Source organism: Psychrobacter sp. UBA3962, assembly GCF_002385225.1.
Classification (GTDB): domain Bacteria; phylum Pseudomonadota; class Gammaproteobacteria; order Pseudomonadales; family Moraxellaceae; genus Psychrobacter.
On the sequence record NZ_DGDC01000043.1, the window covers coordinates 21,333 to 43,227 of the forward strand.

Consider the following 21,895-nt stretch of genomic DNA (forward strand, 5'->3'; position numbering starts at 1 on the left):
GGTGCATCATAGCACAATATAGAAACAAGGACAGACCATGAGTACTGACCCAATCCTAACCGATGCCAATAGCCCTTCGGTAGATCCTACAGCTTACAAGTCACAAAATACGTCACGCAATACATCACATAATAACCCTCAGGGCTTAGCAGACTTTGAGGCTGAACAGACCTCAAGTGTGGGCCAGTATCAGCCCAGTACCCATTACCAAGGCGCTGCCAAATCTGACAGCCTGCCTTCAGCGCTTATCCAAAAGGGCAGTGGGCTACAGGTGGTCATTGGCTTGGGACAGTCGGGTTTGGCGACCGCCAACTATCTAGCAAAGCGTGGTTATAGTGTTGCGGTTACTGATGGCAATGCCGCCCCTAAATTAGCCGATCAATTAAATCCAGCTATCGAAATTCGAGCCTTCGGTGAGATTGATGCTGAGCTTTTGATGCAGGCTGAACGAATTATTATCAGTCCAGGAGTCGCCTTAACCACGCCCGCTGTGGCCCGAGCCAAACAAGCTGGCATTGCCATCGTCAGCGATATTCAGCTATTTAAAGAAGCTTGCAGCGCGCCTATCGTTGCTATAACCGGCTCTAATGCCAAAAGTACCGTAACTACCTTATTAGGGCTGATGGCCAAAGAGGCCGGTATCAAAGTCGGCGTTGGTGGCAATATCGGGGTGCCCGCGTTAACTCTATTAGAAGATAAGAGCTTGGGTGACCAAATGGAGCTGGCAGTTTTAGAGCTGTCTAGTTTTCAGTTAGAAACCGTCACTGATCTTGGGGCCAAAGTAGCCACAGTACTTAATATGTCACCGGATCATTTGGACCGTCATGGGGATATGCTCGGCTACCATCAAGCCAAACACCGTATATTCCAAGGCGCCCAGTCTATTGTGGTGAACCGTGATGATGCGTTATCTAGACCATTAATTGCTGATAATACGCCCCGACTTAGCATTGGCTCAAACGCCCCAGACTTGGGAGAATATGGGCTGATTACCGAAGAAGATGGCAGTATTTATTTGGCCAAAGGCACCGAAAAGTTAATTGCAGCCGATAAGCTAAAAATAAAAGGCAAACACAATTTAGTGAATGCTTTGGCGGCACTCGCTTTAGGGGAGCTGGCGGGGATTGATCTGCAGAGTATGCTGCAAACGTTACAAGAGTTTTCAGGACTGCCACACCGCTGTCAATTTGTGGATAATGTGGCAGGCATAGATTACTTTAATGATTCCAAAGGCACCAATGTTGGGTCGACAATGGCGGCTATCTTAGGCCTTGGCTCTGTCTATAGTAGTCAGAGCAATGGTAAAACCAAGTTAATGCTGATATTAGGTGGCCAGGGCAAAGGTCAAAATTTTGCTGAGTTGGCGCCTTTGATCAATAAGTATGTGACTCAGATCCTATTAATTGGCGAAGATGGTCAGCTGATCGCTGAGCACTTACAGCAAGCGGACTTATCTGATGAGGTGCAGCTGCATCATTACCAGACTTTAGATCAAGCCATGGACAAGTCTCAGCAGTTACTGAGTAGCAGTCTGTCACAAGTGGCAGCAGTCTTACTGTCTCCTGCCTGTGCGAGTCTGGATCAGTATAGTAGCTACAATGAGCGCGGTGACCATTTTTGTCAGCTAGTTACGGCATTGAAGTCCTAGTTTGATTTGTTATTTATTTTATTAACCAAAATTATTAAAAAATAGTTTTAAGTACAGTTGATACCCTATGGCAAAAGATACTGCTAATGCATCTGGCTACACGCCAAATGCTCTGTCCAAACGTAAGCAAAAAAGTACCGGCGTCTTTTCAATGCCGTCAGCAGGAAGTGTGTTAATCACCAGCGTCAGCTGCTTGATGGTGTTAAGCCTTATCATGGTGGCCTCAGCCTCCATTCCTTTTGCCAATATGCATGATATTGAACAGCTTTACTTTTTTAAGCATCAATTAATGTACATGGGCTTGGGTTTGGTAGCCGGGCTTATGGTCTACAAAGTACGCCTTTTGTGGCTCTATGACATGTTCACTTTGGTTTCAGCACTGCTGATAGTGATTGCATTATTGTTGGCCACTTTGATGTTTGGAGACGCTATTAACGGCTCGAAGCGTTGGATTGAGCTCGGTCCCTTTAACTTCCAGGTGGCGGAGCTGGCTAAGCTTGTAATGGTGATGTTTACTGCTGACTTTGTGGTGCGCCGAGGGACAGAGGTGCGCCATGGTTACGGGGGTATCTTCCGAATGGGTGCAGTGGTAACGATATTGGTTGGCCTGTTTTTGTCACAGCCTGACTTTGGGTCATTAGTCATCATTATTGGGGTCATTTTAGCCATATTCTTTGTGGCCGGTGCGCCTTGGAGTCAGTCTGGACTGTTGTTATTATTTGGTTTAGTGGGAGCGGCTTATGCGGTAATGTTCCAAGAGTATCGCATGACTCGTGCTAGTTCTTTCATAGATCCTTTTGATGATATTCAAGGCTCTGACTACCAGTTGGCTCGCAGCTTAATTGCTTTTGGTCGCGGTGAAGTAACAGGGGTGGGTTATGGCGAAAGTGTACAGAAGCTGGCTCACCTACCCGAAGCCCATACTGACTTCTTATTGGCCATTACCGCTGAAGAGCTGGGTTTCGTAGGCGTGATGACCGTATTGGTTTTAGAAGCCTTGGTAATAGCTAGTGCCATGCGTATTAGTTATATAGCGCTAAAAAATCGTCAAATGCGCTTGAGCTATACCGCCTTTGGTTTCGCGGTAATTTTCATTGGCCAAGGCGTTATTAATGCTGGTATGAACATGGGATTAATGCCAACTAAGGGGCTGACCTTACCTTTCTTTAGTTATGGAGGATCTTCTATGTTGATTAGCTTAATGATGGTGGGTATCTTATTAAATATTCATAAGAAAACCTCAAAAATACCAGCCGCCCAATGTCGGCATTACTAATGCTAACCACTAAGTCCAAGGGATAAATCTAGCAATGGATAGATAGTATGGTTAATTCGTATAGTTAAACCGAGAAGTTAGAAACAAAAAGGCCGTATAGCATGCTATACGGCTTTTTTGTTTCTGTTTTACTTACTGAGTCAGGATTATATAAGCCTATACTTTACCCAGCACACTTTGATGCTGTAGGGGGTCCAATTGCCACTGTGCCACAGCTTGCTGTAACATAACCTCTGGCTTATCTAAGTCTACTGCCGGCTGTTTGAGCAAGGTTAGCGCCTTTTGAATTAATTTTTGACACTTCGGTAGGGTAGCGGTATCAATAGGAGTGGCTAGGTTTTGTTTCGATAACTTTTGACCACAGTGGTTTTCTACCAAAGGCAAGTGATACCAGTGCTCAACAGTGGGTAAGTCTAGATAATGCATGATGGAGATTTGGGCGGAGGTTAAGGGCAAAATGTCTAACCCGCGCATAACATGGGTAATGCCTTGCAGACCATCATCGATACTGGCTGCCAAGAAGTAATTAATGGTACCGTCTGCGCGGCGTAATACCACATCTCCTAAACTTTGTTGCGCATTAGACCACTGTATACCCTGAATACCATCTATAAACCCCATGCTTTGATTGGGCAGCTGAATTCTTACCTTTTTATCTGTTAAGTGTTGCTGCCTTTGCTGCGGGCATAGGTTATGGGCTTCATAAGCTACAGTCTTAGGGTCAGGCAGACAAAATCTAGGGTAGATTTCATAGTCAGCCAAAGCTTTGCGCGAGCAGCTGCAACCATAGACGTAAGGCAATAGCTGCTCATACAATAGCTCATTGTAGATAGCTATACGCTCGGACTGATACCAAATATCCCCATCCCAGTGCAGGCCTAAATTCTCTAAGTCTATTAAAATTTGGTCGCTGAATTGGGTACTGCAGCGTTGAAGATCGGTATCTTCGATACGCAGTAGCCAAGCTCCATTGAGAGATTTAATGTGACAATAACTGGCAATGGCTGTGGTCAGCGAGCCAAGATGCAAGGCTCCAGTGGGTGAGGGAGCAAAACGGCCCACAGCTGGCCTATAAATAGGACAGGCAGTGGGCCGTTTATCATTAGATGCTGTCATAGCCAGAGGCAGTCGCTAACAGTTACGCATAACTGAAAGTGACTTAAGAGTGACCCCAGTTTTGACGCTCTTTGATTTCCGCTAGAGTTTTGCAGTCGATACACTGAGTCGCCGTAGGACGGGCTTCCAAACGACGTAAGCCAATCTCAACGCCACAAGTTTCACAAAAACCATAATCGCCATTGCTGATCTCTGCCAATGACTTATCGATTTTGCGAATTAACTTACGCTCGCGATCACGAGTACGTAGCGCTAAAGCGAACTCTTCTTCTTGAGTGGCTCTATCATTAGTGTCTGATAGGGCAGCTGACTCATCTTGAATGTAGGTCTTAGTGCTTTCAGCATCACCTGCTAACTGTTGCTTCCATGCCTTAAGAATGTTCTCAAAATGGGTAAGTTGCGCATCAGACATATATTCTTCATCTGTACCAACTTCGTACGGCTTAAAATTTGTTAGGTCGTCAATAGCATTTTGACTCATGACAATTTCCTATATCCATGTAGTAGGGGGTGCCAAATTAAATAATTGACTCTTATATCATATTTTTTTTGTTATTGCGAGAAGTATTATATAAGGTCTTCTTACTGATTTATCAATAACCTGCAGGCAATTAAATCTGCTTTAAGCCTTTTTATTTTCTAGCCTAGTTATCCAGCTTTTTATAATGCCTTGTTTATTTAAGCTTAACCAACGGTAGCCGGGAACTGCTTGGTCATCAATAGCAAAGTCGTCAGACTTTGGCTTAAATTGATAACAAGTAGAGGGGGTAGCATATACTTTGATTCCCGCTCTTTGAGATTCAAAATTTTGATGCACATGACCACTCACTACCGCTTTCACTGTAGGGTAACTCTCAACCCGTTGCCAAAAATCTTCGGCATCTTCAGTGATATGTTGGTCAATCCAGGCAGAGCCCATGGGCAGCACGTGATGATGCATGGCAATTATGACAGGATGATGACTATTTGCTAATTTTTGCGATAGCCAGTTTAGGTTTTTGTTACCCACACTGCCATAAATTTTGCCAGGAACACTGCTGTCTATTAGCAGTAAACGCCACTCATTTAAAGCAAGGCAATGATTTGATAGTAGCATAGGATTTGGCTCATGAGGCACAAATCGGCGCTGAGAGAAGGGCAGATGGGGATCTAACTCATCGGTGACATCATGATTACCGGCTATGCAAACGAACGGAATCCTGGTTTGTTGTAGCAGTTGATAAATATTTTTATAAATCTCAGGCTTAACCTCATTCACCAAATCCCCGCTCAATAAAATCAAGTCACAACGGATGTTTTCATTTAGCGCCTGCTGCAGACAAGCAGTAAAACTCTGGTAGTTATTAATACCAGCCGTTTCGGTATCCGGATCTAGATATAAGTGCGGATCGGTCAGCTGTAGAATATTAATCACACCATCTTCAGTAGTTATCTGAGCCGGAGGATAGTTTACGAGTTCGACAGAGCTTTCAGAAACTGGCATAACACACCTTTCCTTCACTATTAGTAGGGGGGCTTTAGTTTAGTAGGGGGTCATTGAGGCACTATTAACTGGCTTGAGACACAATAAATGCCATGAAAAACGCTATGGCTAAGCCCAGGACGATGGCCAATCCAGTTTGGATATCAAATAAGACACTGCCCCAAACCCCACCGGTTACTGCCAGCTGTGCCAAAATAACTGAAAAAATAACCATTTGCTTCGGGGAGTGAGCCCAGAGTCTGGCGGTCAGAGCTGGCAAAATCAATAAGCCACTAATAAGTAGGCTACCGACAGCCTGAAGGGCCAAAGCACAAAATCCTGCTAAGACCCCCATAAAAAACAACCGCTGGCGAGTGGCATTTATTCCAGAGACCTGAGCCAAATCAGTGTGCGTTGCTAGAATGACCTGTTGGCGCCAAATATAAACTAAAAAACCGATACCAAGCGCGACACAAGCCGACAAGATAGGCAGGTCGCTCCAGCCTACCTCCAACAGATTACCAAATAGATAGCCCAAGACATTGGCCTGCATTTGAGTCAAATGGGTCAAAGTTAATAAACCCAAACACAGCATAGAGACTGAAACAACGGCCAATATGGCATCACTGGGTAAGCGCTCATCTTCTAGTAACATCAAAGCGATTACCACCATGACACTCACCAAAGCGATGCCTATGCCGAAGGGCAGTTGCCATAAAGCCGCTAGGGCCACCCCAAATAAAGTGCCATGGGCTAAGGCATCGGCAAAAAAGGACATGCGTCGCCACAGGACCAGACAGCCTAAAGGGGCAGATAACAGGGCCAACAAACTGCCGGCAATCCAAGCGGGGGCTATAATATCGAGCCATTCAACTAGCATACGAGCGGTATTCCAAAAAAGTTTGTTATTTTAAGATAGCGACTACTTCTGGCAGTAGACAGCGCTCTAATGAGCGTGCGGACCATGATGCTGGCAGTCATGCGGCTTATGAATATAAGGCTGTTCGTACTGATGACCAAATAGCTTTTTAAATTCTTGGGATACTCCAAGATCGCTTGGCTGGCCCTCACAGCAGATATGCTTATTTAAGCAAATCACTCGACGACTGCCCCGCATCACCCAATGTAAATCGTGTGACACCACCACCATGGCGCACTGCAAGAACTCAGGTAAATCGTCAATAAACTCATACAGCCAACGCTCACTTTCAGGGTCTAAGCCCTGCATCGGCTCATCTAAAATCAGTAAGTTGGGTTTTGATAATAACGATCGAGCCAGTAACACGCGCTGGGTTTCACCGCCTGACAGATGAATCACCTGTTTTTTTAATAACGGGACTATCGATAGACGCTGGTATAAAAAATCTTGTTCGCTTGCCGAGAGTCTTTTTTGGGTTTGTGCTAATAGATCTTCAACTCGTAATGGCAAAATGGCCGGCACAGTGAATTTTTGGGGCACATAGCCCAGTTGCAGATTGCTATGACGCTGAATCTGCCCTGAGGTAGGTTGGATTAACCCTAAAATAAGCTTCATCAAGGTAGATTTCCCCGCACCATTGGGGCCGATAACACTGATTTTTTCGTAGGGCAAAATTTGCAAGCTGATGTTACTTAATAGCACTCTGGATTGAGAGTCTGCTGAAGTTTTTTCAGCCGTTTTTGCCGAACGGGCTCCGCTAAGCCAGCCGCTTAGTCTAGAGCCTGTTAGCGCTTTTTTAGCAGAAGCATTATCAGTAGCTGATGTATCCGCTAAGCTTGCCAGTTCAGACTTGCTCAGACCACGGGCACTTACTTCAAAGCCAACCTGGTTAAGTGTCATGAGTGCTGTTGACTCAGTGTCAACTTGATGGGCTTGCTGTGAGGAGGTATTGCGGGTGACAGACATGAGTTAAACGTCCTCTGAGATATGAGCAGGCACAGGTGAGCAGCTTTGACACAGACCTTTTAGTTCCATCACGCTTTGCTCAACTTGAAACCCTACCTCGTTTTTGACATAGCCGACAATCTCTTGAACCGGTAAGCCACTAAACTCCTGAACACGCTCACAGTCATTACACAGTAAGAAGACCGCATTGTGTTCATCGCGAGGATGACAACAAGGCACAAAAGCATTAATCGATGTCAGCTGGTGAATGAAGCCCAGCTCTAATAAAAACTCTAGAGTGCGATAGATGGTTGGGGGAGCCACCATTTTCGCCTTATCCCCAGCTTGTTTTTCACGGTTTTGTTGCAGGCTCTGAATTAAATCATAAGCCCCTAGAGGTTTATCCGATTCCAAAATCAGTTGGTACACCGTATGGCGTAAAGGGGTGAATCTTATTTGCTTAGCGGCACATATTTGCTTCGCTGTTTGTAGGCGCTGATTAATCTTCTCAGGGGTCAAGTCATGAACATCATGTGAATGTGCCCCCTGATGTTCACACGGCTGAACCTGAGAAGCAACAGAGGGGATTACAGCATCATCACTCATAGATAACCTCAAACCAAAGTATTGTTTTTTTTAAAAAAGGGCTTAATATTTAATTTGTTATAGTATAACATATCTATTATAAATTGTTTCGTTCCTTTCATTAAAGAAAGTTTTGTCTAATTTCATCCACTGAGAATACTATGTCCACAGTTAAGCCCTTCTCTTCTAATCTTTCGTCCTTCAAAAGTCTATTTGTAGGGAGTTTAGCGGCTTCTTTAATAATGACAGCCGCTCCTTTGGCCATGGCTGAAGCTCATCACGACCACAGCGGCCATGACCACGCTCACGAGGATCATCATGACCACCCTCATAATCAAGCGCACACAGAACCTCAAGGCTACGCGGATAACTCCCGACCCAAAATGAAAGTTATTCCAGAGCATATCCGTAACAAAACTGAAATTGCGATTAGTAACTACCCCTTGTTTTTGTTGAGTGAGGCGGTGACCAAAGGAGCCCCCTCTGGCAAGCTACTATTACAGCCAGGGGATGTGGGGCATCACGGCAGCCTAAGCCCAAGTGACATGAAAACCGTTAAAGACAGTCGTTATGTGGTTTGGTTTGGCAGTCAGTTAGAATCAAATTTAGTCAACTCTGTGGGTAAAAGCCCCAACAGTATCAGCTTATTCCGATTTAAAGCTTTCAATCGTCTGCCCTTGCGTGATGTGAAAGGGAAGCCTATTGAGGGCAGTTTGGACCCACATCTTTGGCTAGACCCAGATAACGCAAAAGCCATTACCCGTGCTTTGGGCTCTCTTTATAGCCGAGCCAACCCCGAATATAAAGCAGTTTATGCCAATAATGTGAAACAATTCGCTAAACAGATGGACAATGCGGTGGCTCAAGTGCAGGTCAATAACCAAAAAAGTCGACCTTACTGGGCCTATCATGACGCTTTTGGTTATATAGAGTCAGCTTTGAATTTACAATTGGCAGGAGCTTTAACGCATGATCATCACTTGCCGCCAAAAGCCAGTCAGTTTCATTGGTTAAATAAAAACCGCCCACAACCCACCATGTGTATTGTGCTTCAGTCTGACAATAGTAAAGGTGCCACTGCTAAATTAAAACCGATCAACAGCACAGTACAGCAAGAAGATATGAGCAATGCAAAAGACTTTATCTCAGGCTGGATGGCTGTGGCCAATGATATAAATAACTGTGTCAAATAAATCTGACCAAACAGTGTTAATTAAGCTAACCAAGGCTTAAAAAATTAGCTACAATATCCCTACCTAAGTAAGGGCGATCAGTCAGGAAGACATCGACTCTAGCTGTTGTTATTCTGAGCTTTTAGTCATTAACGGCTGGCGCCATATGACTGGGGTAGGGGAGTGTTGTAAGTTATTGATACCCTATTAACCATATCTCAAACCGTTAATAACTATTACTTACAGATATGCATAAAAAAAGTATTTGACAAAAGAATCTTTTTTTTCTTGCTTTACCCCTAAGCGCTCATTATAATAGTCGGCGTTTTGTGTTATAGAAAAGTCATGACTACTCATTCCAATACGCCACTACGAGCGTCAGAACGTAAACAGCTACAACGAGTCCAGTTAAGACGACAAGCCCGGCTTAGGTCGAGCAGTCTATTAATCATTATCGTTATGGCTTGGTTATTAGACATGACTTTATTTAAGAGCAACCTACTCATCCCAAAAGGGGTCGCATTAGGGGCTTTTATAAACTGGTTTGCTCAGAGTGTCTTTGCTTGGTTTGCTTTTCGATATACCGGAGCACAAGCCAGACAGGCTATCGTTAGCCAACTCTATCTGGGTCAGATCATTAAGTGGTTTGTGGTTATGTTAGGGTTTGCCCTAGTGTTTATCACTGTACAACCCATTTCTGCTGGTGCCGTCATATTTGGATTTATTGCCATGCAAATAGGACACTTTATAAGTCTCTGGCAGATTCGCAAAAAATAGTTAAGTGAAAGTAGCTTGCAAACCGCCACAGCAGCTCACCACTATTTATTTTATTATGAAACCCATACGTGGCACTTTAGGGTTCATATCCGTGCAATAATAAGATATTAAAAATTGCAGCAGTATCAAAAAAACATAATTTTTATCAGTCATTGTAACCAGTATTGTTACAAAACTAGTAAATCAGTGTATGATGTGCGGCAAGTTCTATCTTAAAATTTAGTAAATTTCTAATTTTATAAGAATACAGAAAGGTTGTGTTAAAAAAATAAACGTTTTCTTTACACTTATACCTTGCTGCATTAATATAAGGGCAGAAATAAATGAGCACCAAATTTATTTAGCAAAGTATAAGTAAGAAAAGTAGTAAAGCGTTCATTAACAAAGTATTTTTTGCTAAATAAATTAATGGTTAACACAAACTTATAAGAAGCTTAGATTATGGCAGCTGAAATATCCTCGTCTGATTATATTGCACACCATTTAACCAACTGGACCTTTGGCTATTTGCCAGGTGAAGGCTGGAAAGTTGCCCATACTGCTGAAGAAGCAGGTCGAATGGGCTTTAATGCCATTCACTTGGATACTATGCTTTGGTCATTTGGACTTGGTATTATATTTTGTGCCTTATTTTGGTTCGTAGCAAAGCGTGCGACTGCTGGGGTACCAGGTAAGCTACAGTCTGCAATTGAAATGATTGTAGAGTTTGTGGACACAAACGTACGTGATTCCTACAACGGTACATCAAAACTTATCGCACCTTTAGCGTTAACAATTTTCGTGTGGATTTTCTTGATGAACTTGATGGACTTAATGCCCATCGACTATATCCCAGTGTTAGCCCAAAAAATCGGTGCTGCTATGGGTCATGATCCACATCATGTTTACTTTAAGATTGTATCGACAACAGATCCCAACGCTACATTAGGTATGTCGTTCTCGGTATTCTTCTTAATCATTGGTTATAGCATTAAAGAGAAGGGACTTGGTGGCTTCATCAGTGAACTAACCATGCATCCGTTCAGTGCTTCAAACCCAATTGCTAAGATTCTATTATTCCCAGTCAACTTAATCCTAGAGTTAGTTACTTTAATTGCAAAACCTGTGTCACTTGGTTTGCGTTTATTTGGTAACATGTACGCAGGTGAGTTGGTGTTCGTATTGATTGCCTTATTACCTTTCTGGATTCAGTGGGCATTATCAGTACCTTGGGCAATTTTCCATATTTTAATTATTACCCTTCAGGCGTTCATCTTTATGATGTTGACGATAATCTACTTATCACTAGCATCACAAACTGAACATTAATTAGTTAGATTTTTCATCAATCAATAGGTAAATGAGGATACATCAATGGATCCAGTATTAGGTGGTTACACAGTTATCGCAGTAGCAATGCTAATCGGCGCAGGCGCGCTAGCTACAGGTATCGGCTTCGCATTACTAGGCGGTAAGTTCCTAGAAAGTGTTGCACGTCAGCCAGAATTAGGCTCACAATTGCAAACTCGCATGTTCATTGTAGCCGGTCTTCTAGATGCGGTGCCAATGATTGGTGTTGGTATTGCGATGTTATTATTATTCGCTAACCCTCTAGCTTAATTTAAACATCAGTGACCCCTGTTGACCATTCGCAATTATTTGGAATGCTATATCAGATATAGAATGGTCAATGATACTGATTTTTATTAATAAAGAGGTGATCGTGTGAATATTAATCTAACCCTAATCGGTCAGTCCATAGCGTTTGCAATATTTGTTTTATTTTGCATGAAGTTTATTTGGCCTTTCTTAATGGGTGCCATTGAAGAGCGTCAGCAAAAGATCGCTGAAGGTCTTAATGCCGCTGAAAAGGCAAAGTCAGACTTAGCAAATGCTGAACAATCAGTTGAGCAAGAGTTGGCATCAGCTAAAGTTAAAGCTGCTGCACTGATTGAACAAGCAAATAAAAGCGCTAACCAGCTTATCGAAGAAGCAAAAGCACAGGCAGAAATTGAAGGCGAACGTATTCGTCAGCAAGCCCGTGAGTCAATCGATCTTGAAATTAATCAAGCACGCGAGGGTTTACGCAGCCAAGTGTCTGAGCTTGCAGTACTAGGTGCTGAAAAGATTCTTAAAGACAAAGTTGATGCGCAGCAACACGCCAAAATGTTAGAAGAATTGGCAGCTAAGCTTTAAGTGGTAAATTTAAGTCTTAATATCTATTGTTGATCAGCTGAAGTGACTCAGCTTCAGCTTTATAGAATCCTATAATAAACTGCTTTGGCAGTAATTATGGTTTTATAAACCGGCGATAGTAGGGCTCTTTACCTCTAATCAACTTCTTATACCTGGTTTGTTTTATATAAAGTTTTTCATCAAATATGTGGCTAAGAGGACATAATGGCTGAATTATCTACACTAGCGAGACCCTATGCCAAGGCAGCATTTGATTATGCGCATGAAAACTCAGTCATTGGTGAGTGGGAAGATTTCTTGCTGATCGCAAGTAGCGTGGTCGGTGATTCTGCCTTTGTGCAAATGCTAGATAACCCCGCTGTTACTGCTGACCAAAAAGCTGAAGCACTAATCAGCATTTATGATGAACACGTAACCTCTACTCAGGGGCAATCGTCTAGTCAGCTATCAGTAGCAACAACACCCATCAAAAACTTTGTGCATCAACTTGCCGAACAAGAGCGTTTGAGCCTATTACCACAGGTATTAGAGCAATATCGTTTACATCGCGCTAAAGCACTTAAACAAGTAAACGTATACGTAACGTCTGCCTATCCGTTAGACGACGCACAACGTACTATGATTCAAAGTCGATTAGAACAATCACTAAATGCATCTGTGATTCTTCATGAAGATGTAGATCCTAGTTTATTAGCGGGTGCCACCATTAAAATTGGGGACAAGCTTGTTGATGACTCGGTGCGTGGAAAATTAAAACAGTTAAAAACACAGCTAACTGCTTAACGCATTATTAATAATAATGATAGTTGATGTTGCTTATTAGTTAACCTGTAATCAAAATAAATTATCATTAAAAGCTTAATTTATATTTTATCTTCAACACATTTTTCGAAGAGTTTAAGCTTTATATCCGGCGAGTAAGCAGGCAATCACAAATTAAAGGAAACAAGGCAATGCAACAATTGAATCCAGCAGAAATCAGTCAACTGATTAAGCAGCGAATTCAAGACCTTGATACAGGTGCAACCGCTAAGAATGAAGGCACTATTGTCAAAGTATCTGATGGTATTGTACAGATTCATGGTCTTGAAGATGCAATGTACGGTGAGATGATTGAGTTTGAAGGCGATGTCTATGGTATGGCATTGAACCTTGAACAAGACTCCGTAGGCGCGGTTGTTTTGGGTGATTACCTAGGTCTTCAAGAAGGTCAAAAAGCTTACTGCACAGGCCGTATTTTAGAAGTACCAGTAGGTCCTGAATTATTAGGCCGCGTGGTTGACGCTTTGGGTAACCCTATCGATGGTAAAGGCCCTATCAACGCTCAGCTAACTGATAAAGTAGAAAAAATTGCTCCAGGTGTTATTGCCCGTCAATCAGTTGATGAGCCAGTAATGACTGGTTATAAAGCGGTTGATACCATGATTCCAATCGGTCGTGGTCAGCGTGAGCTTATCATTGGTGACCGTCAGACTGGTAAAACAGCTTTAGCTATTGACGCTATTATTGCTCAGAAAGATTCTGGTATTAAGTGTGTGTACGTAGCCATCGGTCAGAAACGCTCTACCATCGCTAACGTAGTACGTAAACTAGAAGAAACAGGCGCTTTAGCTTACACCACAGTTGTGGTTGCTTCAGCCTCTGAGCCAGCAGCGCTACAGTATATCGCTCCATACTCAGGTTGTACTATGGGTGAATACTTCCGTGACCGCGGTGAAGACGCGTTAATCGTTTATGATGACTTATCAAAACAAGCCGTAGCGTATCGTCAGATCTCACTACTATTACGTCGTCCACCAGGTCGTGAAGCTTATCCAGGTGACGTTTTCTATCTTCATTCACGTCTACTAGAGCGTGCTTCACGTGTAAACGCTGAGTATGTTGAAGAGTTCACCAAGGGTGAAGTAAAAGGTAAAACCGGTTCTTTAACCGCTCTACCAATTATTGAAACTCAAGCCGGTGACGTATCTGCATTCGTACCAACTAACGTAATTTCTATTACAGATGGTCAGATCTTCTTAGAATCAAGCTTATTTAACTCAGGTATTCGTCCTGCGGTTAACGCTGGTATTTCAGTATCACGTGTTGGTGGTGCTGCTCAGACTAAGATTATCAAAAAGCTATCAGGTGGTATTCGTACCGCATTGGCTCAGTATCGTGAATTGGCAGCGTTTGCTCAGTTCGCCTCTGACCTAGATGATGCTACTAAGCAACAGTTAGAACACGGTGAGCGTGTGACTGAACTGATGAAACAGAAGCAGTATGCTCCAATGTCAGTTGCTGAACAAGCCGCAGTTATCTATGCTTCTAACGAAGGTTATTTATCTGATATCCCAGTTGAAAAAATCGGCGCCTGGGAAGAAGCTTACCTACGTTACATGTATGACGAACAAGCTGATCTTATGAAAGAAATCAACGACACTGCAAATTACAATGATGATATTGCAGGCCGTTTGAAAGCTTCAGTTGAAACGTTCCTACAAAACCACACGTTCTAAATAAACAAAGGTGCGATTAGTGAAGCTAATCGCACTATTTGAAATGTGTGTAATAGATTAACCCTCATTTAAACCCCGCCGAATTGGAAATGTTATGGCAAGTTTAAAAGAAATTCGTGCTAAGGTTACTAGCATTAAAAGTACGCAGAAAATTACGCGTGCGATGCAGATGGTAGCCGCCAGTAAAATGCGCCGTGCTCAAGAGCGTATGGAAGTGGGTCGTCCTTATTCTGAAAATATGCGTCGTGTGGTGTCACACTTAGTAAACGCCTCTTCAGATTATAAGCACCCTTATATGACTAGCCGTCAGGTAAATCGTGTAGGCTATATCTTAGTGACTTCTGATCGTGGTTTGGCTGGTGGATTGAACATCAACTTGTTTAAACAGTTGATGCATCATGTTCAAGAATTTCAAGACCAGTCTGTGCAAGCTGAGTTTGCTGTAATCGGCTCTAAAGGCGTTAGCTTTTTCAAGAGTTTTGGCGGCAAAGTAACTTCAGCAGTCACTGATTATGGTGATAATCCTAGCTTTGAGCAATTAAATGCTCCAGTTCAAGCTATGCTTGATGATTATGCCAAAGGTCACTTAGATCGCATTTATTTAGTTTACAATAAGTTTGTAAACGCAATGACACAAAAGCCAATGATTAGTCAGCTGGTTCCATTACCGCAAGATGCCATTGACTCAGACTCAGGTATCCGCACGGAAATTAACTGGGACTATATCTACGAGCCTGATGCCAAGACACTTGTCGATGGTTTACTTGGCCGTTATATCGAGTCTATCGTATATCAAGCGGTCATGGAAAACATTGCTTCAGAGCAATCAGCACGTATGGTAGCGATGAAAGCTGCTACTGATAATGCTGGTGACCTAATTAATGATTTACAGTTAGTTTATAACAAGCTGCGTCAAGCGGCAATTACCCGAGAGATTTCGGAAATTGTCGGCGGTGCTGCTGCTGTTTCCTAATTGACATACCTATATTTTTAGAAGTTCAAGGAGAACGCCATGAGTAGCGGTCGTATAGTACAGATTATTGGCGCAGTTATTGACGTCGAGTTTAACCGCACTGACGTGCCTCAAATTTATGACGCGTTGGTTGTAGATGGTACCGAAACCACACTAGAAGTTCAGCAGCAGTTGGGCGATGGTGTTGTACGTACTATTGCAATGGGATCTACTGAAGGTCTTAAGCGTGGTTTACCAGTAACTAACACTGGTGCCCCAATTACAGTTCCAGTAGGTGATGCGACTCTAGGTCGTATTATGGACGTTTTAGGTCGTCCAATTGACGAACAAGGTCCAGTTAATTCTGAAGATCATTGGTCAATCCACCGTCAAGCGCCTTCTTATGATGAGCAAGCTAATAGTACTGACCTATTAGAAACCGGTATTAAAGTAATTGACTTACTTTGTCCGTTCGCTAAAGGTGGTAAAGTTGGTCTGTTCGGTGGTGCCGGTGTTGGTAAAACCGTAAACATGATGGAATTGATTAACAACATCGCTCTTAAGCACTCAGGTTTATCAGTATTCGCTGGTGTGGGTGAGCGTACTCGTGAAGGTAACGACTTCTACCACGAGATGCAAGAAGCGGGCGTTGTTGATGTTGAAAACTTCACCAACTCAAAAGTTGCGATGGTTTACGGTCAGATGAATGAGCCACCAGGTAACCGTTTACGTGTTGCGCTAACCGGTCTAACTATGGCTGAGTACTTCCGTGATCAAAAAGATGAAAACGGTAAAGGTAAGGACGTTCTATTATTCGTTGATAACATCTACCGCTACACACTAGCCGGTACTGAAGTATCAGCACTTCTAGGTCGTATGCCATCAGCAGTAGGTTATCAGCCTACACTAGCTGAAGAGATGGGTGTACTTCAAGAGCGTATTACTTCAACTCAGACCGGTTCTATTACTTCTATCCAAGCGGTATACGTACCTGCGGATGACTTAACGGATCCATCACCAGCGACTACGTTTGCTCACTTAGACGCGACAGTGGTACTAAGCCGTGACATCGCTTCACAAGGTATTTACCCTGCGATTGACCCACTAGACTCAACTTCACGTCAGCTAGATCCTCTAGTTATCGGTGAAGAGCACTATAAAGTGGCTCGTGGTGTTCAGGAAGTTCTACAGCGCTATAAAGAGCTGAAAGACATCATCGCGATTCTTGGTATGGATGAGCTTTCAGAAGAAGATAAGATGGTGGTATACCGCGCTCGTAAGATCCAGCGCTTCTTATCTCAGCCATTCCACGTAGCCGAAGTATTCACCGGTGCGCCTGGTAAATACGTATCTCTACGTGACACCATCGCAAGCTTCCGTGATATCTTAGATGGTAAATATGATGATCTACCAGAACAAGCCTTCTATATGGCTGGTAGCATCGATGAAGTAGTGGCTAAAGCTGAAAAAATGAAGTCTGCAGCGTAATTTAATCGCTAAGGCTTTAATAGTTTAATAGATAGTTGTTAAAAGGCATGGCAAAGTTGAAGTTAACTTTGTCATGCTTAACAAGATATTAAATTATCGCCTATCCAAGTTTGATGTTAATATTAATTAGCAAGTTAATGAGTTTATAACGGAGAGTCGCATGGCAACCTTACAGTGCCGAGTAGTTAGTGCTCGTGAAGAGATTTATACTGGCGAGATCAGTATGTTAATTGCGACGGGTAGTGAAGGAGAAGTGGGTATCCTAGCGGGTCACACCCCACTAATCACACTATTAAAGCCGGGCTCAATGAGAATCCAATTACCAGATGGTAGCGAAGAAGTTATCTATGTTTCTGGTGGGGTTTTAGAAGTTCAGCCTAAGCTTGTCACTGTACTTGCAGATACTGCAGTACGTGCAGATGACTTAGACGAAGCGAAGATTATTGAAGCTCGTAAACAAGCAGAGCAAATGCTTGTCAACCAGTCTGAAACTTTACAGACAAACGCTGCATTGGCTTCACTTGCAGAGTCTGTGGCACAGCTACAAACGATTAGAAAATATCGTAACCGTGCGTAAGGTACTCTACACCAACCAGCGTCAACTGTTGAGTAAGTGTTAACTGCTTATCAAAATAATCAAACAGCCTATACTAGGCTGTTTTTTTGTTATCAGTCATCGTAATAACCTACTGTTTATACTAGGAGTATAAAACGACATTAAGTGTCGTAAATTATCTTTAAAAGGTTGTTAGTTTAAGCTAATCTTGCGACACTAAGGCTATGAGAACTCTCAAGCTGCGCATCAAAGACAAACATATAAAAGAGCTGAATCGTCTAAGCGGTTCGGTGAACTTTGTGTGGAACTATGTTAATGCGCTGTGCTTTGAGCATTTAAAACGTACCGGTAAGTTTTTTAGTGCTTATGATCTAAACCAGTACACTAAAGGTAGCGGTGAGTATTTAGGTCTACACAGCCAAACCTTACAAGCGATTAACGAAACTCACGCTAAATCTCGCAAGCAATTTAAAAAAGCCAAACTCAACTGGCGCACAAACCGTCCTGATGCCAAACGCAAATCACTTGGGTGGATACCCTTTAAAAAGTCCGCTATCAAGTATTTAAATACAAGACGGACGGGTAAGAAAGCACTTAGATCAACCATACAGCTATCCTTATCTAAAGGTCAGAAGTTAGTCATTGACGTGTTTGACAGCTACAACCTGTCTTTGTATCAAATCAACACGCTTGAGATAGTACAAGACAGCCGTAATCGTTGGTATGCGTGTATCACTGTTAAGGACTACCCTAAACAAGTAAGCGGTACGGGTAGTGTTGGCATTGACTTGGGCTTAAAAGAAGCTGCCACCACGTCAAACGGTGAAAAGCTAATTACTAAGCAAACTCAAAAATGGGCGCATAAATTAGCAACCGCCCAACGTGCCAAGAATAAAGAGCGTGTCAAAGCAATCCACGCCAAAATCAAAAATACAAGATTAGATTTAATTCATAAGTTCACCACCAAGCTTGTTGAAGACAATGCGTTAATTATTGTTGGTGATGTTAAATCACGCTCATTTACAAATAAGAAAGCCAACCTAGCTAAATCGACATACGATGCAGGTTGGTTTGAAATCAAACGGCAACTAGAATATAAATGCAAGCATGCAGGTTGTCGTTTTGAGATAGTAAATGAGAGTTACACTACCCAGACCTGTTCGTGCTGTCATAAAATAAGTGATAGTAGTCCGAGAGGTAGAGCAGGTCTTGGAATAAGAGGATGGACTTGTGCTAAGTGTGGCACAAGGCATGATAGAGATATTAATGCTGCTAAGAACATCCTTGCGGTTGGGCTTGACCGTCTAGCTGTAGGAATCCCCTCGGTTTAGCGAGGGGAGGGAGTCAAGTGCTAAGATTAAGTATATTACTAATTACATTATGGATTAATTTATATATACTAAGGGTTGTAATGGTTTATTAATATCCAAATGGAACATATTTATAAGACCCTGATTAAGGTTTCATTTTTTTGAGGAAATAATAATGTCTATAAGTGAAGAAGAGCAAACCCCACGAATTTTGATTGTTGAAGATGATGAGCGTCTGGCCATATTAACCCAAGACTATTTGGTTAAGAATGGTATGGATGTGGCTATTGAGACTGATGGTAACCGTGCGATTCGCCGTATCATCAATGAACAACCTGATTTGGTAGTTCTAGATGTGATGTTGCCAGGTAGTGATGGTTTGACGGTTTGTCGTGAAGTCCGCCCACACTATCATAGCCCTATCTTGATGTTGACTGCCCGCACAGAAGACATGGACCAAGTATTAGGTCTAGAAATGGGTGCAGATGACTATGTGGCCAAGCCTGCACAGCCGCGCGTTCTATTGGCTCGTATCCGTGCCTTATTACGCCGCTCTGAAAATGCCCCTTCTGAAGAAGTACCACAGCGTCTAGAGTTTGGTGAATTGGTTATTGATAATGGTGGCCGCTCAGTGACTCTAAATGGTGAGTTGGTTGACTTTACCAGTGCTGAATATGATCTTCTATGGTTATTGGCTTCTAACGCAGGTCGTATCTTATCTCGTGAAGATATCTTCGAGCGTCTACGTGGTATTGAGTATGATGGTCAAGACCGTTCAATTGACGTACGTATCTCACGTATTCGTCCTAAGATTGGCGATGATCCAGAAAATCCAAAACGTATTAAAACCGTTCGTAGTAAAGGCTATTTGTTTGTTAAAGAAGGCAGCTAAGCCACTTTATTTAGCTACAAGCCTTAAAGTGAGTAATCAACTGATTGCTCATTAGTTTTAAAAGGTCAGCTTTAGGCTGACCTTTTTATTATTTAGAGTTTTGATACTAGCACTACATTAGTGACGATATTTCTACAAATCTATTTTTACAACAACAAAATATAAAATTATAGAGCGTTGTTAACTCTATATAATTTAGGCTGGACTCTGGACCATTGCAGGTGTAGGTTAACCACTCGATTTAGGGTAAACTAGGACAAAATTAAATTTATTAGATTTCGTATGCCAATATTCTCATCATTAAAACACAGTATTTTTCTACGTATCTACGCAGGGCTGCTATTGGTCTGTCTATTTGTGGCGCTTTTTGCTCAATTATTGGTAGACACCATCAATAAAGAACGCGTTCAGGCTTATCGAGAGAATGTGGCTACGGGGGCCCTGTATCTGGTCAGTTCTGGCTTGCAGCAACAGTCCTCTGAAACCCAGCGTGAATATTGGCTCAATGATATCAGTCAATTATTTGGCAATAATTTTAGCATTCAGCCCGAGTCGAAAATCGATTTTAAAGCCAGTGAACTAAAACGCTTAGAAGAGAATAAAACCGTAGTTCGCTATGTGGCACAGCCTACTTATGCCGATATTTTTCATCCTATTGAGGGCGAAGATAACGTCATAACCGTCCGCATCAGTAAAGTTACCGAACAGCAGGTTCGAGCAATGGCGGTACTTCTGCTGAATGATTTGTCCTACTACAAGGACCTATCAAGCAAAAGGCAGCGTCTTGATGAGATCTCTAAGCAGTTTGCTTTCCCTTTGAGCATTGAAAACATTGTTGATTTAGAGTTGGATGACGATCAACTGCGCCGTTTGGACAGAGATGAAGTGGTGATGCTGTTTCGAGACAGTACCCGCTCCGATGACTCGTCTATTAAGATCATTGCGCCGTCTGAACTTGAGAATATGGCAGTGGTTATTGGTCCGGTTAGCTTGTTTAAATGGTTTCCGTTTAATCTGATTATTAGTGTGGTGTTAATTAGCATGTTCCTCATTAGTTTGGGGGTTTATGCCTTAATTTTCCCACTAGAGCGTAAACTGCAATTGATTCAATCTGGGGTCAATGAGGTTGGGGATGGTAATTTAGACACTCGGGTGCAAGTGGTGGGTCAAGATGAGATTGCCCGTTTGGCGGCTACCTTTAACGCCATGACCGAGCACATTAAACGCCTTATTGAGTCTCAGCGTGAACTAACCCGTGCGGTGTCGCATGAGTTAAGAACCCCTGTGGCTCGTATTCGATTCGCAGTTGATATGTTGGCGGATACTGATGATCAAGAGTCGCGTGAGATGCAGCGTGATTATATTGACCAAGATATTGAGGCCTTAAATGGTCTAATTGATGAGATTTTGACTTACGCTAAGCTGGAAGAGGGCTCTCCTAAACTAGATCTTGAGCCGGTCAGTTTAAAAGATCTGGTGGATCAAATTGTGCGTGAAACCAATGCTTTAGGTAAGCCTATTGAAGTCGTTGGTATCTCACCTTCAGCGAAGGTAACGGCTGTGGCGGATAGACGTTACCTTCACCGTGTGGTGCAGAACTTAGCGGGTAACGCCCTGCGCTATGCAGAGTCGAAAATTATCATCAGTGCCGGCGTACGCAAAGGCGAAGCTTACGTCAGTGTAGAGGATGATGGCCACGGTATTCCTGAGGAAGATAGAGACAAGGTGTTCGTGCCTTTTGCGCGCTTGGATGACAGCCGTACCCGCGCTTCCGGAGGGTATGGGCTAGGACTGTCGATTGTGTCCAGAATTGCCTTCTGGTTTAACGGAAAAATGTCGGTTGACGAAAGTCCGAAACTGGGTGGAGCACGCTTCACTATGCGCTGGCCCATTAAGCCCTTGGCACAAACTATCTCGGCAGACCAATTGACTCAAGAAAAAGGCGCTCGCAAAATCATTGAAACCGAGGATTAGGTCTGCTTAGTTAATGATGTTAAAAGTGCTGCTGATACTAAAAGCATCAGCTATGATAAAAAAGCTAATGATAAAAATAGATAGCATAGAAAAAGCCCAAGGCACTCTACCTTGGGCTTTTTTTATGGCAACTGTCCCGTCCTGAAATAA

At 42.8% G+C, this 21,895-nt stretch carries 21 protein-coding genes; 15 read left to right on the forward strand and 6 right to left on the reverse strand.

Annotation, left to right across the window (positions count from 1 at the left end; translation table 11 throughout):
* Positions 1-37 precede the first annotated feature (37 nt).
* Complete coding sequence (gene murD / locus B3S92_RS10355) at positions 38-1,648, forward strand: UDP-N-acetylmuramoyl-L-alanine--D-glutamate ligase (protein ID WP_296205742.1); 1,611 nt, start codon at positions 38-40, stop codon at positions 1,646-1,648.
* Positions 1,649-1,715: 67 nt separating this feature from the next.
* On the forward strand, positions 1,716-2,924 hold the full coding sequence (gene ftsW, locus B3S92_RS10360) for a putative lipid II flippase FtsW (RefSeq protein WP_296205745.1): 1,209 nt from the start codon (positions 1,716-1,718) through the stop codon (positions 2,922-2,924).
* Between the two features lie 156 nt (positions 2,925-3,080).
* Here ftsW and gluQRS read toward each other — a convergent pair whose 3' ends face one another.
* From gluQRS to B3S92_RS10390, 6 genes are all read right to left on the reverse strand, one after another.
* On the reverse strand, positions 3,081-4,040 hold the full coding sequence (gene gluQRS / locus B3S92_RS10365) for a tRNA glutamyl-Q(34) synthetase GluQRS (RefSeq protein WP_296205748.1): 960 nt from the start codon (positions 4,038-4,040) through the stop codon (positions 3,081-3,083).
* Between the two features lie 43 nt (positions 4,041-4,083).
* Positions 4,084-4,521 carry an RNA polymerase-binding protein DksA gene (dksA, locus tag B3S92_RS10370; RefSeq protein WP_077450435.1) on the reverse strand — a complete coding sequence of 146 codons (438 nt, stop codon included), beginning with the start codon at positions 4,519-4,521 and terminating at the stop codon, positions 4,084-4,086.
* A 141-nt stretch (positions 4,522-4,662) separates the two neighbouring features.
* Positions 4,663-5,523: a metallophosphoesterase gene (locus B3S92_RS10375; protein WP_296205754.1), complete on the reverse strand. Its 861-nt coding sequence runs from the start codon at positions 5,521-5,523 to the stop codon at positions 4,663-4,665.
* Positions 5,524-5,587: 64 nt separating this feature from the next.
* On the reverse strand, positions 5,588-6,382 hold the full coding sequence (locus tag B3S92_RS10380; RefSeq protein WP_296205757.1) for a metal ABC transporter permease: 795 nt from the start codon (positions 6,380-6,382) through the stop codon (positions 5,588-5,590).
* A 66-nt stretch (positions 6,383-6,448) separates the two neighbouring features.
* The gene (locus B3S92_RS10385) at positions 6,449-7,321 is read right to left on the reverse strand and encodes a metal ABC transporter ATP-binding protein (RefSeq protein ID WP_349678959.1); all 873 of its coding nucleotides are present in this window, start codon (positions 7,319-7,321) and stop codon (positions 6,449-6,451) included.
* A 69-nt stretch (positions 7,322-7,390) separates the two neighbouring features.
* Positions 7,391-7,972 carry a transcriptional repressor gene (locus B3S92_RS10390; RefSeq protein ID WP_296205760.1) on the reverse strand — a complete coding sequence of 194 codons (582 nt, stop codon included), beginning with the start codon at positions 7,970-7,972 and terminating at the stop codon, positions 7,391-7,393.
* Between the two features lie 221 nt (positions 7,973-8,193).
* On the opposite strand from B3S92_RS10390, the gene B3S92_RS10395 reads away from it, so the two are divergent.
* From B3S92_RS10395 to B3S92_RS10455, 13 genes are all read left to right on the forward strand, one after another.
* Entirely contained in the window at positions 8,194-9,144 is a 951-nt protein-coding gene (locus tag B3S92_RS10395; RefSeq protein ID WP_296205761.1) for a metal ABC transporter solute-binding protein, Zn/Mn family, read from the forward strand.
* Between the two features lie 324 nt (positions 9,145-9,468).
* Positions 9,469-9,900 carry an ATP synthase subunit I gene (locus B3S92_RS10400; protein ID WP_296205764.1) on the forward strand — a complete coding sequence of 144 codons (432 nt, stop codon included), beginning with the start codon at positions 9,469-9,471 and terminating at the stop codon, positions 9,898-9,900.
* A gap of 441 nt (positions 9,901-10,341) precedes the next feature.
* Complete coding sequence (gene atpB / locus B3S92_RS10405) at positions 10,342-11,208, forward strand: F0F1 ATP synthase subunit A (protein WP_296205767.1); 867 nt, start codon at positions 10,342-10,344, stop codon at positions 11,206-11,208.
* Between the two features lie 45 nt (positions 11,209-11,253).
* The gene (gene atpE, locus B3S92_RS10410; protein WP_077449392.1) at positions 11,254-11,499 is read left to right on the forward strand and encodes a F0F1 ATP synthase subunit C; all 246 of its coding nucleotides are present in this window, start codon (positions 11,254-11,256) and stop codon (positions 11,497-11,499) included.
* Positions 11,500-11,604: 105 nt separating this feature from the next.
* The gene (locus B3S92_RS10415) at positions 11,605-12,075 is read left to right on the forward strand and encodes a F0F1 ATP synthase subunit B (RefSeq protein ID WP_296205772.1); all 471 of its coding nucleotides are present in this window, start codon (positions 11,605-11,607) and stop codon (positions 12,073-12,075) included.
* 204 nt (positions 12,076-12,279) lie between these two features.
* The gene (locus B3S92_RS10420; RefSeq protein WP_296205775.1) at positions 12,280-12,858 is read left to right on the forward strand and encodes a F0F1 ATP synthase subunit delta; all 579 of its coding nucleotides are present in this window, start codon (positions 12,280-12,282) and stop codon (positions 12,856-12,858) included.
* A gap of 170 nt (positions 12,859-13,028) precedes the next feature.
* Complete coding sequence (atpA, locus tag B3S92_RS10425) at positions 13,029-14,573, forward strand: F0F1 ATP synthase subunit alpha (protein WP_077450428.1); 1,545 nt, start codon at positions 13,029-13,031, stop codon at positions 14,571-14,573.
* 94 nt (positions 14,574-14,667) lie between these two features.
* Positions 14,668-15,546, forward strand: a complete 879-nt coding sequence (atpG, locus tag B3S92_RS10430) for a F0F1 ATP synthase subunit gamma (RefSeq protein ID WP_296205780.1) — start codon at positions 14,668-14,670, stop codon at positions 15,544-15,546.
* A 39-nt stretch (positions 15,547-15,585) separates the two neighbouring features.
* Positions 15,586-17,013, forward strand: coding sequence for a F0F1 ATP synthase subunit beta (atpD, locus tag B3S92_RS10435; RefSeq protein ID WP_296205783.1), 1,428 nt, complete (start codon positions 15,586-15,588; stop codon positions 17,011-17,013).
* A gap of 160 nt (positions 17,014-17,173) precedes the next feature.
* Positions 17,174-17,590, forward strand: coding sequence for a F0F1 ATP synthase subunit epsilon (locus B3S92_RS10440; RefSeq protein ID WP_007394509.1), 417 nt, complete (start codon positions 17,174-17,176; stop codon positions 17,588-17,590).
* Positions 17,591-17,793: 203 nt separating this feature from the next.
* Positions 17,794-18,900 carry an RNA-guided endonuclease InsQ/TnpB family protein gene (locus tag B3S92_RS10445; RefSeq protein WP_296205790.1) on the forward strand — a complete coding sequence of 369 codons (1,107 nt, stop codon included), beginning with the start codon at positions 17,794-17,796 and terminating at the stop codon, positions 18,898-18,900.
* 160 nt (positions 18,901-19,060) lie between these two features.
* Complete coding sequence (locus tag B3S92_RS10450; RefSeq protein WP_296205794.1) at positions 19,061-19,771, forward strand: response regulator; 711 nt, start codon at positions 19,061-19,063, stop codon at positions 19,769-19,771.
* 282 nt (positions 19,772-20,053) lie between these two features.
* Complete coding sequence (locus B3S92_RS10455; protein WP_296205792.1) at positions 20,054-21,745, forward strand: ATP-binding protein; 1,692 nt, start codon at positions 20,054-20,056, stop codon at positions 21,743-21,745.
* Positions 21,746-21,895 lie beyond the last annotated feature (150 nt).